Genomic DNA, 15,888 nt, shown 5'->3' with positions numbered 1-15,888 from the left:
GGATGCTTGTGCCAATGGCTGTTGCTAACTCGTTATAACGGAGACGCTCGCAGGAGCTGCGCACACTGCGCGTTCTGGCAAGAGCTTTGAAAACTGTCTCCGGTCCTATAAGAGGCATACAAAACAAAAAGCCCCACCAACGGTGGGGCTTTTGCTCAACTAAACTTTAACTTTATTACTCTTCAAACTCTTCTTACTCCCCGGTAGGGATCTCCACGTCCACGTTATTGAAACGTATCTTGCCGTCTTCTAGTACTGCCTCGACCACAGAATCTTTATTAATCTTGCCGGACAGGATCTCTTTCGACAGCTCGTTCAATACCTGGCGCTGTAGTACACGCTTCAGCGGACGGGCACCAAACTGCGGGTCAAAGCCTTGCTCGCCCAGGTAGTCCAGTACCTCGTCGGTCGCGATCAGCTGGATGCCAGCCTCTTCCAGGCGCTGCTGGATGTGGTGGAACTGAATATTGACGATCTTGCGGATGTCGCCACGGCTCAGCGGACGGAACATCACCAGTTCATCAATACGGTTCAGGAACTCTGGTCGTACCGACTTTTTCAGCAGGTCAAACACTTCATCCTTCGTACGCTCGATCACTTCGTCGTGGTTGAACTCGTCCATCGTCTCAAAGTTAGACTGAATGATGTGCGAGCCAATGTTAGACGTCATGATGATGATTGTGTTCTTAAAGTTCACCACACGGCCTTTGCTATCCGTTAAGCGACCGTCATCGAGTACCTGCAGCAGGATGTTGAACACATCCGGATGCGCTTTCTCGATCTCATCAAGCAGCACTACAGAGTACGGTTTGCGGCGGATCGCTTCTGTCAGCTGGCCACCTTCATCGTAGCCCACATATCCCGGAGGCGCACCAATCAGACGGCTCACCGCATGGCGCTCCTGGTACTCGCTCATGTCGATGCGCACCATCGCGTTATCGTCGTTGAACAGGTAATCTGCCAGTGCCTTCGCCAACTCCGTTTTACCTACACCTGTTGTACCCAGGAAGATGAACGAGCCGATCGGCCGTTTCGGGTCCTGCATACCGGCACGGCTTCGGCGCACGGCATCAGAAATAGCCTCGATGGCTTCTTCCTGACCAGCTACACGCTTACCCAGTTCCTGCTCCAGGTGCAACAGTTTCTCACGGTCACTCTGCAGCATCTTGCTTACCGGAATGCCTGTCCACTTGGCTACTACTTCGGCAATGTCTTCGGCATTTACCTCTTCCTTCAGCATAGGGTTCTCGCCCTGCATTTCGCGTACCTGCTCCTGCAGTTGCTTTAGCTTCGCCTCAGCTTCCTGAATCTTGCCGTAGCGCAGCTCTGCTACGCGGCCATAGTCGCCGGCACGCTCGGCCTGTTCGGCTTCATGCTTATAATTCTCGATGTTCTCTTTCTCTTTCTGAATGCCTTCGATGATCTGCTTTTCGTTCTGCCATTTGGCTTTCAGGTCATCGCGTTTGCCAGAAAGGTCTGCAATTTCTTTAGAGAGGGCAGCTTCTTTGTCTTTGTCGTTTTCACGGCGAATTGCCTCACGCTCGATCTCCAGCTGCATGATGCGGCGCTGTAACTCGTCCAGCTCCACCGGCAAAGAGTCGATCTCGATGCGCAGCTTGGCCGCCGCCTCGTCCATCAGGTCAATAGCTTTATCCGGTAGGAAGCGATCCGAAATATAGCGGTTCGAGAGCTCCACAGAAGCGATGATAGCATCGTCCTTAATGCGTACCCCGTGGTGTACCTCATACTTGTCTTTGATACCGCGCAGGATTGAGATGGCATCCGGCACACTTGGCTCGTCAACCATTACCGCCTGGAAGCGTCGCTCCAGCGCTTTATCTTTTTCAATATACTTCTGGTACTCTTTCAGTGTAGTGGCGCCAATGGCATGCAGTTCACCACGCGCCAGCGCTGGTTTCAGCAAGTTGGCTGCGTCCATGGCGCTTTCGCCACCCGCACCGGCACCGATTAGAGTATGGATCTCATCAATGAAGAGGATGATCTCACCTTCAGCGTCCGTTACTTCTTTGATCACTGCCTTCAGACGCTCTTCAAACTCACCCTTATACTTAGCACCTGCTACCAGCAGACCCATGTCCAGACTCATCAATGTTTTGTCTTTCAGGTTCTCCGGCACGTCGCCGCTTACCATGCGCTGTGCCAGGCCTTCTACAATCGCCGTTTTACCTACACCTGGCTCACCCAGTAGCACTGGGTTGTTCTTGGTTCTACGACTCAGGATCTGCAGCACACGGCGAATCTCTTCGTCACGGCCAATCACCGGGTCAATCTTACCGGAGCGGGCCAACTCGTTCAGGTTCTTGGCGTAGCGCTTCAATGAGTTGTATTTCGCTTCGGCGTTCTGGTCTGTTACCTTCGTGCCGCCACGTAACTCTTTGATCGCCTTTTTCAGGTCTTTCTCATTAAAGCCTACGTCCTTCATCAGGCCCGCCACTTTATCACGGCCCGCCAAGATACCCAGCAGCATGTGCTCAATGGCTACGTACTCGTCACCAAACTCCTTCAGGTAAGAAGTGGCCTTTTGTAGTGCCGCCGCCGCATCGTTGGCTAAGTAAGGGCTACCGCCACTTACTTTCGGGTAGGCATTTACAATTTCATCCAGCTTGCTGTGCAGAATGTTGCCGTTAATGTTCAGCTTCTGCAGCAGGAAGTTGGTTACGTTCTCGTCTGTTTCCAGAATAGCTTTTAGAATATGCCCAGTCTCGATAGCCTGCTGCTGGTTGCCGCCTGCTATCTCGGTGGCTTTCTGGATAGCCTCCTGAGCTTTGATGGTATAGTTATTAAAATTCATTTCTTTCCCTGTTTTCAATAGTTTTACTTACGCTAACCATACAATCAATTTACGCACCATTGGTACTTTTGGGTGGTTTTAATGTAGTTATGTCATGTTGTGAAGCGATGATCTTGAGGAATCAAGACAAATTGTCTGAATCAGGATTTGCAGGATGTGGAAGGATGGACAGGATTTTCTCCCGAACATGATTTAAAGATTAAAGAATTTTGAAAATAACGATGAAGTTAGATGAGATAACTTATAGGGCTATAGGATGCGCGATGAAGGTGCATAATACCTTGGGAAGTGGCTTTCAGGAGGTGATTTACCAGCGCTGCCTTGCTTTGGAGCTAGAGCTAGCCGGGCTAAACTTTGAGCGGGAGAAGGAGCAAGTAATTTACTACAATGGTATGGAAGTTGGGAGCAGAAGAGCAGACTTTATAGTTGAAAGCAAAATTGTAGTAGAGTTGAAAGCGATCGTTAATCTGGAAGATATCCACCTGGCACAGGCTAAAAACTACACTGTAGCCTACAACTTTCCAGTGGGGCTACTCATCAACTTCGGTGCGCTCAGCCTCCAATACAAAAAGGTGTTTAACAACAGCTACAAGGCAAAAACGTAATTCTTTCATCTAACTCTTTTACACCCCCAGAAGTCCTGCCCATCCTTCCACATCATTAAATTTTACACCTTCGGAAATCCTGTCCATCCTTCCACATCCTGCAAATCCTGATTCAGACCTCGCTCTTGAACACCGCCGCGTAATGGTCCGCCAACCTTGTTGGCTCCGGTAGCTTGTACTTGGTGGCGCAGGTCATAGCTATCTCGGTGGCTGATTCTAAATCTATCAGGTGGCCGGGCGAGACGAACACAGGTTTTACATTGTCTTTGGTGCGGAGTACATTGGCGATATGCTCCTCCTTATAAACCAGGGGCGACACAGCCCCTTTGGTGCTTGCAGGCTCTGTGTACTTGCCGACCAGTACCTTTTTGGCTACCCCTATGGTGGGTTTTTTCAGGTGCAGCCCCAGGTGGGTAGCAATGCCCAGCTTACGCGGATGTGAGATGCCATGCCCGTCTACCATGATCAGATCAGGCTTTTGCTGTAGCTTCTCATAAGCCAACAGCAGGTTGGGTGCCTCGCGAAAGGCTAAAAAGCCCGGTATGTAAGGCAGTTCCACCGGGCCATGGTGCCATACTTTCTCAAGGACCTCCAGGCTAGGGTAATGCAACAGCACAAAGACAGAAAGAATGCTGTCTTCTCCTATAAAGGAGGAGTCGCAGCCTGCAATTAGCTTTAAGTCAAAGTCAGGTTTCTGAATGATGACCTGCTGCTGCATCTGCTGTTGCTGTGCTGTTAGCTTTTTAAGTACAGCAGGGTCGGGTGGGGGAGTATTAAACCTTCTATAGTAGGCCATATTTTCTTTTGGATAGTTGAATGACTGGGTATTGAGTGGGGCATCGCTGCTTCCGATAGGTGTTATACAAACGTCCCTTTTATTCTGTTATGCACTAGCAATTGTTCAATTCTAGTCTATGCGCTGCAGGGTACCCGTAAATCAGCAAACAGCAGGCGCCAGTGCGCGCCATCGTGCATGAAGTAGAAACGATAGGAGCTAGGCGTATGCAGCACCACCTGCTGGACCTGTTGCTGCATCTGCTGTACATTTTCTTCCTGCTGTTCACTTAAGTTCGCATACTGCCACATATCCGTGTTCCTGAAGCTGGTGGCGGTAGTATAAAAGCAGCCATCCTCTGCATAGCCGGTGCGCCCCTGGTCCATCCAGGCACAGTCGAACTCCGGGAACTCTTCCCGCTCCTGTAAGGCACATGCCTGCATTTGCTGTGTAATAGAAACGAAAGGTAAGTTCTGGTAACTGCGTTTTACTTCCTGTATGCTACTATAATGGGTATAAGCAGGTACTGCACCCGGCTGCTCGATCAGCCAGAAGCCCTGCTGAGGATCTATAAATTGATTTAGTGCTACCGTATCCTCTGTTTGCAATGCCTGAAAGAACCTCGAAAACGCAACCTCAAAGCTCAGGGTATCGGCGCCAGGGGAACTCTCTTTTCGCTGTGGCTCTTCTTGTACAGCTTCTAAAGAATCAATGCCACTTACAGCAGCTCCTGCTTTTTCCAGGCTTCGCTGTTCCTGCTGGCAGGCGAGCAGCAGGGCAAGTAAGAAGATAAACGCACAGTGTAAATAGCGCATAGAGTAGGGCTTTACTGTACCTGATTACGAGCTTAGAGGGGAAGGGAGTTGTACTTGCTGAACTTTGAAAGGGGCAGGTCGTAACTGATAGTAAGCCTTTTCTCAAGGATGGAGAGGACTGTAAGAAAACAAAAAGCTATGGCAAATTATAACTTCAACGATAGTGTTAGAATAGATGTGCAGAACGTGTCGCTTATAGGCGACCTGGTAATTCCGGAAGAAGCGAAAGGACTGGTTGTGTTCTCGCACGGCAGTGGGAGTAGCCGGCTCAGTCCCCGCAACCGTTTCGTGGCAGAGCACCTGCAGCGCTCCGGCTATGCCACCTTACTCTTCGACCTGCTAACTCCCGAGGAAGACGAAGAGACGAAGAACCGCTTTGATATCCCGATGCTCACAAAGCGGCTCATTGACACGACCGACTGGATACAACAAGACCCCAGAACAGCTGACTTTAACATTGCTTACTTTGGTGCCAGTACCGGAGCCGCCTCTGCTTTAGGGGCCGCCGCTGCGCTTGGGAACGACATCATAAAGGCTGTGGTTAGCCGCGGTGGACGCCCCGACTTGGCAGATACTGCCCTGCCAGATGTACAGGTGCCGGTGCTGCTCATAGTGGGTGGCAAGGATGAATCGGTGTTGGAGATGAACATACAGGCAAACAACAAACTGCTTGGCATCAAGGATGTGGAGATCGTACCCGATGCGACACACCTGTTCGAGGAGCCCGGTGCCTTGGAAATGTGCGCCCAACTAGCCACCGACTGGTTCCGGAAATACCTGCCACCCAAGAAGCAACAGCCACTTCGCCAGAACCAACCCTAAAGGGGGCTAACGCAACAATAACGAAAGCCCAGCGAGCCAGGCAGACTTAGTTACTCAGTTAAAAAAACTAAACCGAGAAAGCGATGGAGATGATACATAACCGGCAAGAGGCCGCCCTCATGTTGGCAGACCGACTGGAGAAGTACAAAGGAGAGCCCGGCGTAGTGCTCGCCATCCCACGGGGAGGCGTACCTGTCGCGGCTCCGATCGCTAAAAGACTAGGCATGCCGCTGGAAGTCATTCTGTCCAAAAAAGTTGGACACCCCTCCAACCCTGAGTTTGCTATTGGCTATGTTAGCCTGGAGAGTGTGAGTGTGGACGAGCGGGCAAAGGTGCCGCAAGATTACCTGGAAACAGAGATAGCACGGGTCAGGCAAAAGCTACAGGAGAAGTATGAGCTCTACATGGGCAACCGGAAGCACGAAGACCTCAAAGGGAAAGTAGCCATTATAGTGGATGACGGTATCGCGACAGGCAAAACGTTGATGGGCACGATCGATTTAGTGAAGAAGCAGGGGCCAAAGCGCATTGTGGTGGCGGTGCCTGTTGCCCCCCCGGCAGCAGTAGACCAAATCAGTGAGGTAGTGGATGAACTCGTCTGCTATCTGGTGCCACCCAACTTTCAGGCGGTAGGGCAGTTCTATGAGGAGTTTTACCAGGTAAGTGATGAACTGGTCATCAACATGCTGCAGGAGCAGGACCAGAAGCGCTAGCGGCCTATCATAAACTCAGTTTGATACACTTTGCTGGCTACAACTACACGCACAAAGTATAAACCTGCGCCTTGCAGTTGCCCGGTTAAAATACGCGTGCGAAAAACCCCGTTTCTGCTCTTTAACTTTTTAGGTTGTTGCACCAGCTTCCCTTCAGAGGTATAAACATAGACTTCTGCTTCTGTCGTTGCCTGCCCTTCCAGGAGGTGTAAGGTTACGCTGTGCCCGCTGCTTTTAGTTGGGAAAACAGTTAGTGCCAACTCTCTTTCTGGCACCTCTACCTGTACTACTTCTGATAAGCTGCTTGTCCCGTTTGTATTCACTTGTTTCAAGCGATAGTAAACACTCCTGGCTGATACTGTAGAATCTGTAAACGTGTAGCGTTGTGGGGTTGCCGTAGTTCCTGCTCCAGTCACCTTCCCTGCCAGTTCAAAGGTGTCTCCATCTGTTGATTGCTGTACCTCAAAGTAAGCATTGTCTTTTTCCGAAGCGGTCTCCCACACTAGTTGTATATAGCCTTCTTCTGTGCTGCGTCCGGTAAAGGAAGTTAATTCTGTAGGAAGTGGCGCGGAGGGAATTTCTATTGCGTTGAACCACTTTTGGGCCATTTTCGCCTCGCCGCTAGCGTTGGGGTGCACCCCATCCCAAGTGTCTACCCCAGTAGTAGGGTCAAAGCCGGCGTGTTGGTCAACCAGTACGACGGGAGAGGTGGCTGTATGCAGTTCCTTTACCAGGGCAGGAATTCTCTTGTTAAGCTCTCTGATGTTCTTCGCAGCCCCGGGCCCTACTTTTTGCTCGTAGGCAGGGATCAGTTGCGCCAGGTAGACGGCTACAGTAGGGTTTTTGGCGCGTATCTGGCTGACAACTTCCTTCAGTTCATCTATTGTTTCCTGATAACATGTGTTTCCCGTGCCACACTGCCTGAACATGTCGTTCGTCCCCAAATGAATAAGCGCAATATCCGGGGTGTAGCTTTGCAGCCATCTGGATAAGTGCCCCTTTCCGTCTCTCCCAGATAAGATCTCATCTACAGTCCAGCCCCAGTGGCCTTCGTTACGGTTGATGTAGGGCACCCCTTTATAAACAGTGCCTTCAACTGGAGAATCACCGCCCTCGTTTACAGCATGCGACCCTACAAGTTGTACGTCTACCCCTGCATCAATTAACTTTTGCCATAACCTATACCTGTATCCTGGGTTCTCTGTGTTGCCTTGTGTAATAGAATTACCAAGGCACATGATCTTTACCTGAGCAGTGGAAGGAACAGCTGCCGAAGCAAAGAAAAAAACAAACAGGTAGCGTAGCAGGTACAGGTGAATAAACGTATAGACTGTGCTCATGGGGAAGAGTAGGTAAGCATGCTTTGATCTTAGGTAGACGTTGCCCGTAGATTACAGTTTCACAAAGGCCGGGGATTTGGACAAAGAAAGGAGCGTGGTCAGCGGCAAACAGTTTGTATGCGAAGGCAAAGCAGCTTCTGTCTTGTTACTAAGTAACTTAGAGCGGGAACTTCTACTTTAAACGGACAGGCAGGAAGGCCGCTGAGGTTAGCCGCGTTTAGTCGGGAAAGGACTGCGGGAACAGCAGGAAAGCCAGTATCTAACTTAGCCTATATCAAAAAGACTCTTATATTTGTTATTGGAGCCAACCGAAAGCAGCATGGGCTGTGAATCCGAACGGTATCAGAATAAATCAGCAATTATAATCTCTACTCCTCTTGTATAGGGGAATATAAATTAAACTAAAAGAAAAAATGACGACAAAATCAGCCAACATTGTTTACACCATAACTGATGAAGCGCCGGCTTTGGCAACCCGCTCTTTCTTGCCAATCGTGAAGACCTTTACGCAGGCAGCAGGTATTGATGTAGAAACAAGGGACATCTCCCTTGCAGGGCGTATCCTGGCTACTTTCCCTGAAAACCTGACAGAAGAGCAGAAGCAAAGCGATGACCTGGCATACCTGGGCGAGCTTGCTAAAACTCCGGAAGCGAACATTATCAAACTTCCTAACATCAGTGCTTCTGTGCCACAGCTAACAGCGGCTATCAAAGAACTGCAGACACAAGGATACAAGGTGCCGGATTATCCTGCAGATCCTAAAAACGAGGCAGAGAAAGAAGTAAAGGCACGTTATGCAAAGGTGCTTGGTAGTGCAGTAAACCCTGTATTGAGAGAAGGTAACTCTGACCGCCGTGTGGCAGATGCAGTGAAGGAGTACGCTAAGAAAAACCCACACTCGATGGGAGAGTGGAGCGCTGACTCTAAAACGCATGTGGCCCACATGGAGAACGGCGACTTTTACGGAAGCGAGAAATCGCAGGTGATAGACAAAGCGGGTGATGTAAAGATCGAGTTTGTTAACGCCAACGGCAATGTAAGCACCCTGAAAGAGAAGGTAGCCCTGAAAGACGGCGAAGTGATTGACTCGGCGGTAATGAGCCGAAGCGCTTTGCGCTCTTTCCTGGAAAAAGCGATCGAGGACGCCAAGGAGAATAACAACCTACTGTCTCTGCACCTGAAGGCAACGATGATGAAGGTATCCGATCCTATTATGTTCGGGCATGCTGTTACTGTATTCTTCAAAGACGTGTTCGAGAAGCATGCGGACACATTCAAAGAGCTAGGTGTAAACCCTAACAACGGTTTGGGCGACGTGTACGCCAAGATCAAAGACCTGCCGGAAGGAAAGCGTGCCGAAATTGAGGCCGACATTAAAGCTGAGTACGAGAAGCGCCCTGAGCTGGCGATGGTGAACTCTGATAAGGGCATCACTAACCTGCACGTACCGAGCGACGTGATCATCGACGCCTCTATGCCGGCTGCTATCCGTTCGTCTGGAAAAATGTGGGGACCTGATGGCAAACTGCACGATACGACTGCTATTATCCCAGACCGCAGCTATGCCGGTATTTACCAGGAAGTGATCGAGTTCCACAAAGAGAATGGCGCTTTTGATCCAAGAACGATGGGTACGGTACCGAACATCGGTCTGATGGCGCAAAAAGCAGAGGAGTACGGCTCGCACGACAAGACGTTTGAGATGTCGGAAAGCGGTACGGTACGCGTAGTGGATGCCGCCGGTAACACGCTGTTGGAGCAAAAAGTAGAGGAGGGCGATATCTTTAGAATGACCCAGACAAAAGATGTGGCTATTCAGGACTGGGTGAAGCTGGCTGTTACAAGAGCCCGCATCACCAGCACACCTGCCATTTTCTGGCTGGACCCGAACAGAGCGCATGACGCTAACCTGATCGAGAAAGTAAAAGGTTACCTGAAAGACCACGACACTGAAGGACTGGATATCCAGATCAAGTCGCCGGTAGAGGCTATGCGCTATACCTTGGAGCGTGCCAAAGCAGGTAAAGACACGATCTCTGTAACGGGTAACGTACTGCGTGACTACCTGACGGACCTGTTCCCGATCCTGGAGCTTGGAACCAGCGCGAAAATGCTTTCTATCGTTCCGCTGCTTGCTGGTGGTGGTCTGTTTGAAACAGGTGCCGGTGGCTCTGCGCCAAAGCACGTGCAGCAGTTCGTGGAAGAGAACTACCTGCGTTGGGATTCATTGGGTGAGTTCTTAGCGCTGGCTGTTTCTCTGGAAGATCTGGCTTATAAGACCAAGAACGATAAGGCACAGGTATTGGCAGAGGCACTGAACAAAGCCAATGCGGAGTTCCTGGAGAAAGACAAATCGCCTTCCCGTAAGTTAGGTGGTATCGATAACCGCGGCAGCCATTTCTACCTGGCACTTTACTGGGCACAGGCACTGGCCGAGCAGTCGAAAGACCAGGAGCTGAAAGACAGGTTCACGAAGCTGGCCAAAGAACTGGGCGAGAACGAAGAGAAGATCGTGAATGAGCTGAACGCCGTGCAGGGCCAGACAGTTGATTTGGGAGGCTATTTCAACCCGGACACAGACAAGGCTATCAAAGCCATGCGCCCAAGCGCAACCTTGAACAATGCTTTAGATAACTTCTAGTAGCAAGAAGTTACAGTTATAAAGGAAAGGCTGCCTGAGGTGATCGGGCAGCCTTTTTGTTTAACTCTTGGTGTAGCTGGTAGTGCAGCTATGAGGAGCAGGCGAGGCAACATGGTTTTATTGGTCTCTTTAAGTAAATTGTTGATAGCGCTAGCTGTTGCCAGAGTTGCGGCAGGGAGAGGTTTTGGGTAAAGAAGACACGAGCTGCAAGCCACGCCGGCGATTGGCACAAACAAAAACGGCAGCCAATTTTGGCTGCCGTTTTTGTTATCCTTCTGACGCTAGTTTTGCATCTAATCATGTTGCTTAATACCCAAACAAGGTCTTTAGATCAAGTTGCTTTACTTTGCCGTACTTCTCCAGGGCTTTGAAGTCCAGCTTGTCCTTCGATCCAATGACCAGGATGGCTTGTGGTTGATTCCTGATATACTTCTGCTGGAACTCCTGCAGTTGATCAAAAGTCATGCTGTTAGCACTCTGGTACACATCCTGGCGGATGTCGTAGTTCAGGCCCAGCTTCTTGGCACGCTCGTAATCGAACAGGACATCTGCATTGCTGATGCGCTCCGTAGAGATGCTGTTGCGCAGTGAGGCGCGGGCATTCTGGAAGTTTGCATCTGCCAGTGGCATATCGGTTAAGAGGTTCTGCATGCCGGCCATCGCCTCGGCTAGCTTGTCAGCCTGAGTGCCAATGTAAGACAGCAGGTAATTTGCCCGGTCTTTCTCAGAAGCAGGGCTATAGAAGGAGTAAGTAGAATAAGCCAAAGCTTTAGACTCACGCAGGTCCTGGAACACGATGCCACCCATGTACTCGTTGTACAGCCGCACGACCGGAATAATATCCTTACTATAAGGCACAGACTTGCTCAGGAACATCATCTCGGCCTGTACCATGTCATAGTCGGCCCAGTACACGGTTGGCTCGTTAAAGTCGATCTCGGCGTACTCTTTTTCGGCTGGTACTGGTTTCAAGGTTGCTGGCACGAGGTGGTTTTCGTTTAGCGTCTCCACCAGGTTATCTGTTTCACGTGGACCATAGTAGAGCACGCGGTGCTCGTAGGTCGGAATGCTCTTGATTAGGTTTACGAGTTCCTGTGGTTTGGTAGCCTTCAGCTCTTTCTCGCTCAGTACCGTGTTGAATGGGTTCTTAGGACCATACTTCGCGAAGTTAACCATGGCCTGACGAAGGATGACGCCTTTGTTCTTTTTCGCATCCTCACGCGCCTTCAGGATACCGGCCACCATGTCGTTCAGGGCTTCCTGGTTTGGCTTAGGGTTCTCCAGCACGCTTTCGAACAGTTTCAGGCCTTCCTCAAAGTTCTCATCCAGGCCTGTCAGGCTCACGTACACCTGGTCTCCGGAGGCGAACACATCGAAGGAGGCGCCCAGCTTGTAAAACTCTTTCTGCAGTTCCTCGGCCGTGTACTTGTCGGTGCCCAGGTACTTCAGGTAGTTCACCGCCATGCCCAGCTTCTGGTTGTTGTTGGTGCCCATGTCCAGGATGTAGTACAGCTGGAAAAGGCCGTTGTCCTCGTTGTGGGTGTACAGCAGTGGGATGTTCTGCTTCAGGCTGGCTTCTGTGATGTCTTTCTCATAATCAAGAAACACTGGCTGCAGTGGCTTTACTTCCTGCTGCTCTGCCATAAAAGCCTTATAGTAGTCAGATTGCGCGTCACGGTTTACGGCCACAGGCGTAATGGCTGGCTTTTCAACCTTCTGGGCATTTTTATCCTCACCGTTACGCTTGTACACCACTACGTAGCTGTCGTTGAAGTACTTGTTCGCCACGTCTATCACGTCTTGCTTCGTGATGCTGGCAAACTCCTCCTGGCGGTTCACATACTTCTCCCACGGCATGTCATAAATGAACGCAGACACGAAGGCATCCGCACGATTGCTGTTCTCCTCATAGGCCTTCATGGTGTTGATCTTGTCGTTGTTCACCACAGCCGTGATCAGTTCTTCGTCGAACTGACCTTTTTTGATCAGGTCCAGCTGCTTTAGTAACAAGCTGCGTACCTCGTCCAGGGACTGGCCCTGGCGTGGCATCCCGGTCAGGCGGAAGGTACCGTAGTCCTTCATCGGCGTATCGTAGGCATAAGATTGCAGTACCTTCTGCTGCTGGTTCAGGTTCAGGTCTATCAGGCCGGCAGATCCATTGTAGAGCAGGTTGCTGATCATCTGCACCACAAGGGCATCCCTGGTATTGATACCTGGTGTGCGGTAAGCGATGGATACGTTCTCTGCGTCCGGCCCAACCACTTCCTTCACGATTGGCTGTTGGATAGGCTGTTCTTCTGCTACATTAAAAGCGGGTATAGGCTCCTTCTGCAAGCCACCCCAGTACTTGTCGATCAGGCGGATCGTCTCATCATAGTCCAGGTCGCCTGACAAGGCAATGGCCATGTTGTTGGGCACATAGTACTTGTCGAAATACTTTTTGATCTCCGTGATAGACGGGTTCTTCAGGTGCTCGATGGTGCCGATCGTGGTTTGGGTGCCGTACTGGTGGGTTGGGAAAAGGGCAGCGTTGATCACTTCGGCTACTTTGCGGCTGTCGCTGTCCAGGGTACGGTTTTTCTCCTCGTACACGGCCTCAAGTTCCGTGTGGAACAGGCGGGGCACCATTTCACTGAAGCGGTCGGCTTCTTCCTTTATAAAAGGTTCCAGCTGATTGCTCGGGATGTCATTTACGTATACCGTCTGGTCTACCCAGGTATAGGCGTTGGTGCCTTTCGCACCGATAGCTGTTGTTAGCTTGTCGTATTCGTTGGCGATGGCATAGGTAGCGGCTACTCCGGAAACGCTGTCGATCTGGTTGTAGATCTTCTTACGCATGGCCTCGTCTGTGGTCTGACGGTACTTTTCGTACAGGGCCTCAATCTTTGCCAGCTCTTCTTGCTCCTTTTCCCAGTTAGCAGTGCCTAGCTCCGAGGTACCCTTGAACATGATGTGCTCCAGGTAGTGCGCCAGACCAGTGGCGTCTGCCGGGTCGTTTTTGCTCCCGGCGCGCACTGCTACATAAGTTTGAATGCGGGGAGCCTCTTCGTAATCCGACAGGTAAACTTTCAGGCCATTATCTAAGGTATAAATGCGGGCATTCAGCGGATCGCCGGGTACTGTGTCGTACTCGTACTCTTTTTCGGCAGGTGCTGTAGCTACTGCCTCGGTTGCTGACTGCGTTTGGTACGTCTCGTTCTTACACTGCGTGAACACCAGGCCCAGCGCAAGTAACAATAGAGATGATCCTCTTTGTATCGTCATAATTAGTTGTTTGATGGAATGTATTCTATGAATATATAGAATAGTTATACTTAAAAATCGGTATCCAGGCCGAAGCGTTGCTTTAAATCGACGAGCAGCGGATATTTCTCGGCCAGGTAGTTGAATTTGTCTTGTGATGTATACAGCTTGCGCTCTTCCTGCATCTCTACGACCTCGGCGCTCAGTTTGATGTTTCGGTTACCAAGCACACGCTTCAGTTCGCCTAAAATGGCAGGGCGCAGGCTGGTGAACTGGTCCAGCATCACGTGGTTCTCCAGGTGCAGCGTGATCTCGTTCTGCTCGCTGATGTGGTACTGCCGGTTCAGGAGCGTATACTCCATCATGTTCTCCTCCTTCTTGCGGCGCAGGATGCCATGCCACACCGTTTTTAACTTAGCCTGGTCTACTGGTACAACTACGCCAACGTTCGCCTCATCCTCTTCTTCGGCCACGGCTACGTCTGCCACCGCTGCCTGTGGTTTTTGCAGGTCTTTCAGGCTAGGCAGCTTGCTCAGCTTTTTCGGCGGAGGCAGCTGTATGCCGGAACGCGGCTTGTCAGGGCCTGCGCCGGGAGGGCCTTGCGGATTGGCTGGTGTGATATGCCCATCCGGTGTTACCTCCTGTGGCTTCGGGGGCTGTTGCAGTCCCTCTGAGGGCACACGGCCTTGTTCGTGGGGCGCTTGCAAGTCCTTGGACGGTACTTCCGAAGGTTGCATTTTTTCCGAAGGCGCCACCTTGGGCTCGTGCGGCGGCTGTAACTGCTCTGCCGGTGTGGCACCTTGCGAATCAGAATTGGTAGAGGCTGGTGCCGGAGCCCCTACCTTAGCTTTTTTTGGCTCCGCACCATTTTGGGCAAAGCTGAGTGCTGCATTCAGGTGTGCCATCTTCATCAGGCACAGCTCCACGTGCAGGCGCTGGTTCTTGCTGCTCTTATAATGTGTGTCGCAGGTGCTCACCAGGTTCAGCCCTGAGAGCAGGAAGGACACGCTTGACTTCTGCGATTGCTCAGCATACTTGGCCTTGATGTTATCCGATACCTCCAGCAATTGCACCGTTTGTGGGTCTTTGCACACCAGCAAGCTGCGGAAGTGTTCGCCAATGCCGATCAGGAAGTTATGTGCATCAAATCCATTCTTCAGGATCTCGTCGAACAGGAGCAAGGAGCCTGACAGTTTCTGCTCCAACAGGTGGTCTGTTAGCCGAAAGTAGTAATCATAGTCCAGGATGTGCAGGTTCTCTACGGTGGCCTTGTAGGTTACTTGGCTACCGGAGAAGGTGACCATTTGGTCGAAGATAGACAAGGCATCGCGCAAGGCGCCGTCTGCTTTCTGCGAGATCAGGTGCAGGGCATCTGGCTCGGCCTGTATGCTTTCTTTGGTAGCAATACCGCCCAGGTGGCGCACCATGTCCTCAATCCGGATGCGGTTAAAATCAAAGATCTGGCAGCGCGACAGGATGGTCGGGATGATCTTATGGCGCTCGGTGGTGGCCAGGATAAAAATGGCATAGGAAGGCGGCTCCTCCAGCGTCTTCAGGAAGGCGTTGAAGGCCTGGTTCGAGAGCATGTGCACCTCATCTATGATGTAGATCTTGTACTTGCCTGTTTGCGGGGCATAACGCACCTGCTCCACGAGGTTCCGAATATCCTCCACGGAGTTATTAGAGGCGGCATCCAGCTCATGGATATTGAAAGAGCTGTTGCTGTTAAAGCTACGGCAGGACTCGCACTCGTTGCAGGCTTCCACTTCCGGGGTAATGTTCTGGCAGTTGATGGTCTTGGCCAGGATACGGGCACAGGTCGTTTTACCCACACCGCGTGGTCCGCAGAAAAGGAATGCCTGCGCCAGGTGCTTGCTGCTGATGGCGTTTTTAAGGGTGTTGGTTATATGGTGCTGCCCCACCACGCTGTCGAAGGTGGTCGGACGGTATTTACGCGCTGATACTACGAAATTTTCCATTACTACAAAGATAATCAATCCGAAGCTGAGTTGGGAGGGGTTTTTATCCACCCGTTTTACAGGTACTTATCCACGACTTCTGCTCCTGCTGTGGCAGCACTTGCCTCAGAAAATACACAACAAGACAAGCGCTGTTGATACT

General features: G+C 51.0%; 10 protein-coding genes. 4 read left to right on the top strand and 6 right to left on the bottom strand.

Features of this window, described 5'->3' with window-relative positions; all coding sequences use genetic code 11:
- Positions 1 to 193: 193 nt before the first annotated feature.
- Positions 194 to 2,812: an ATP-dependent chaperone ClpB gene (gene clpB, locus CHB92_RS15380; protein ID WP_089320118.1), complete on the bottom strand. Its 2,619-nt coding sequence runs from the start codon at positions 2,810 to 2,812 to the stop codon at positions 194 to 196.
- A gap of 221 nt (positions 2,813 to 3,033) precedes the next feature.
- Here clpB and CHB92_RS15375 point away from each other — a divergent pair, with 221 nt between their 5' ends.
- Positions 3,034 to 3,417: a GxxExxY protein gene (locus tag CHB92_RS15375; RefSeq protein ID WP_089320117.1), complete on the top strand. Its 384-nt coding sequence runs from the start codon at positions 3,034 to 3,036 to the stop codon at positions 3,415 to 3,417.
- 112 nt (positions 3,418 to 3,529) lie between these two features.
- Here the strand turns inward: CHB92_RS15375 and nfi are convergent, their stop codons facing one another.
- Complete coding sequence (gene nfi / locus CHB92_RS15370; protein ID WP_089320116.1) at positions 3,530 to 4,213, bottom strand: deoxyribonuclease V; 684 nt, start codon at positions 4,211 to 4,213, stop codon at positions 3,530 to 3,532.
- 116 nt (positions 4,214 to 4,329) lie between these two features.
- A complete protein-coding gene (locus tag CHB92_RS15365; protein WP_089320115.1) occupies positions 4,330 to 5,007 on the bottom strand; it encodes a hypothetical protein in 678 nt (225 codons plus the stop codon).
- A 138-nt stretch (positions 5,008 to 5,145) separates the two neighbouring features.
- Here CHB92_RS15365 and CHB92_RS15360 point away from each other — a divergent pair, with 138 nt between their 5' ends.
- Complete coding sequence (locus tag CHB92_RS15360) at positions 5,146 to 5,829, top strand: dienelactone hydrolase family protein (protein WP_089320114.1); 684 nt, start codon at positions 5,146 to 5,148, stop codon at positions 5,827 to 5,829.
- Between the two features lie 83 nt (positions 5,830 to 5,912).
- On the top strand, positions 5,913 to 6,542 hold the full coding sequence (locus tag CHB92_RS15355; protein WP_089320113.1) for a phosphoribosyltransferase: 630 nt from the start codon (positions 5,913 to 5,915) through the stop codon (positions 6,540 to 6,542).
- Here CHB92_RS15355 and CHB92_RS15350 read toward each other — a convergent pair.
- The gene (locus tag CHB92_RS15350; protein WP_089320112.1) at positions 6,539 to 7,882 is read right to left on the bottom strand and encodes a GDSL-type esterase/lipase family protein; all 1,344 of its coding nucleotides are present in this window, start codon (positions 7,880 to 7,882) and stop codon (positions 6,539 to 6,541) included. The genes CHB92_RS15355 and CHB92_RS15350 overlap by 4 nt on opposite strands.
- Before the next feature lie 413 nt (positions 7,883 to 8,295).
- On the opposite strand from CHB92_RS15350, the gene CHB92_RS15345 reads away from it, so the two are divergent.
- The gene (locus CHB92_RS15345; RefSeq protein ID WP_089320111.1) at positions 8,296 to 10,524 is read left to right on the top strand and encodes an NADP-dependent isocitrate dehydrogenase; all 2,229 of its coding nucleotides are present in this window, start codon (positions 8,296 to 8,298) and stop codon (positions 10,522 to 10,524) included.
- 306 nt (positions 10,525 to 10,830) lie between these two features.
- Here the strand turns inward: CHB92_RS15345 and CHB92_RS15340 are convergent, their stop codons facing one another.
- Positions 10,831 to 13,788 carry a M16 family metallopeptidase gene (locus CHB92_RS15340; RefSeq protein ID WP_245842610.1) on the bottom strand — a complete coding sequence of 986 codons (2,958 nt, stop codon included), beginning with the start codon at positions 13,786 to 13,788 and terminating at the stop codon, positions 10,831 to 10,833.
- Between the two features lie 50 nt (positions 13,789 to 13,838).
- Positions 13,839 to 15,746 (bottom strand): DNA polymerase III subunit gamma/tau, encoded by a 1,908-nt coding sequence (locus CHB92_RS15335; protein WP_089320198.1) that lies wholly within the window; start codon positions 15,744 to 15,746, stop codon positions 13,839 to 13,841.
- Positions 15,747 to 15,888 lie beyond the last annotated feature (142 nt).

The sequence above is a fragment of the Pontibacter ummariensis genome, assembly GCF_900188175.1.
GTDB lineage: Bacteria > Bacteroidota > Bacteroidia > Cytophagales > Hymenobacteraceae > Pontibacter > Pontibacter ummariensis.
Note: the sequence above shows the minus strand (reverse complement) of the source record. Positions and strands in the feature narration are given on the sequence as shown.

Bases quoted from the DNA above. Each gene is read 5' to 3' on its own strand.
- CHB92_RS15340 (WP_245842610.1), bottom strand. From the start codon at position 13,788: ATGACGATACAAAGAGGATCATCTCTATTGTTACTTGCGCTGGGCCTG.
- clpB (WP_089320118.1), bottom strand. From the start codon at position 2,812: ATGAATTTTAATAACTATACCATCAAAGCTCAGGAGGCTATCCAGAAA.
- CHB92_RS15375 (WP_089320117.1), top strand. From the start codon at position 3,034: ATGAAGTTAGATGAGATAACTTATAGGGCTATAGGATGCGCGATGAAG.
- CHB92_RS15365 (WP_089320115.1), bottom strand. From the start codon at position 5,007: ATGCGCTATTTACACTGTGCGTTTATCTTCTTACTTGCCCTGCTGCTC.
- CHB92_RS15345 (WP_089320111.1), top strand. From the start codon at position 8,296: ATGACGACAAAATCAGCCAACATTGTTTACACCATAACTGATGAAGCG.
- nfi (WP_089320116.1), bottom strand. From the start codon at position 4,213: ATGGCCTACTATAGAAGGTTTAATACTCCCCCACCCGACCCTGCTGTA.
- CHB92_RS15335 (WP_089320198.1), bottom strand. From the start codon at position 15,746: ATGGAAAATTTCGTAGTATCAGCGCGTAAATACCGTCCGACCACCTTC.
- CHB92_RS15350 (WP_089320112.1), bottom strand. From the start codon at position 7,882: ATGAGCACAGTCTATACGTTTATTCACCTGTACCTGCTACGCTACCTG.
- CHB92_RS15355 (WP_089320113.1), top strand. From the start codon at position 5,913: ATGGAGATGATACATAACCGGCAAGAGGCCGCCCTCATGTTGGCAGAC.
- CHB92_RS15360 (WP_089320114.1), top strand. From the start codon at position 5,146: ATGGCAAATTATAACTTCAACGATAGTGTTAGAATAGATGTGCAGAAC.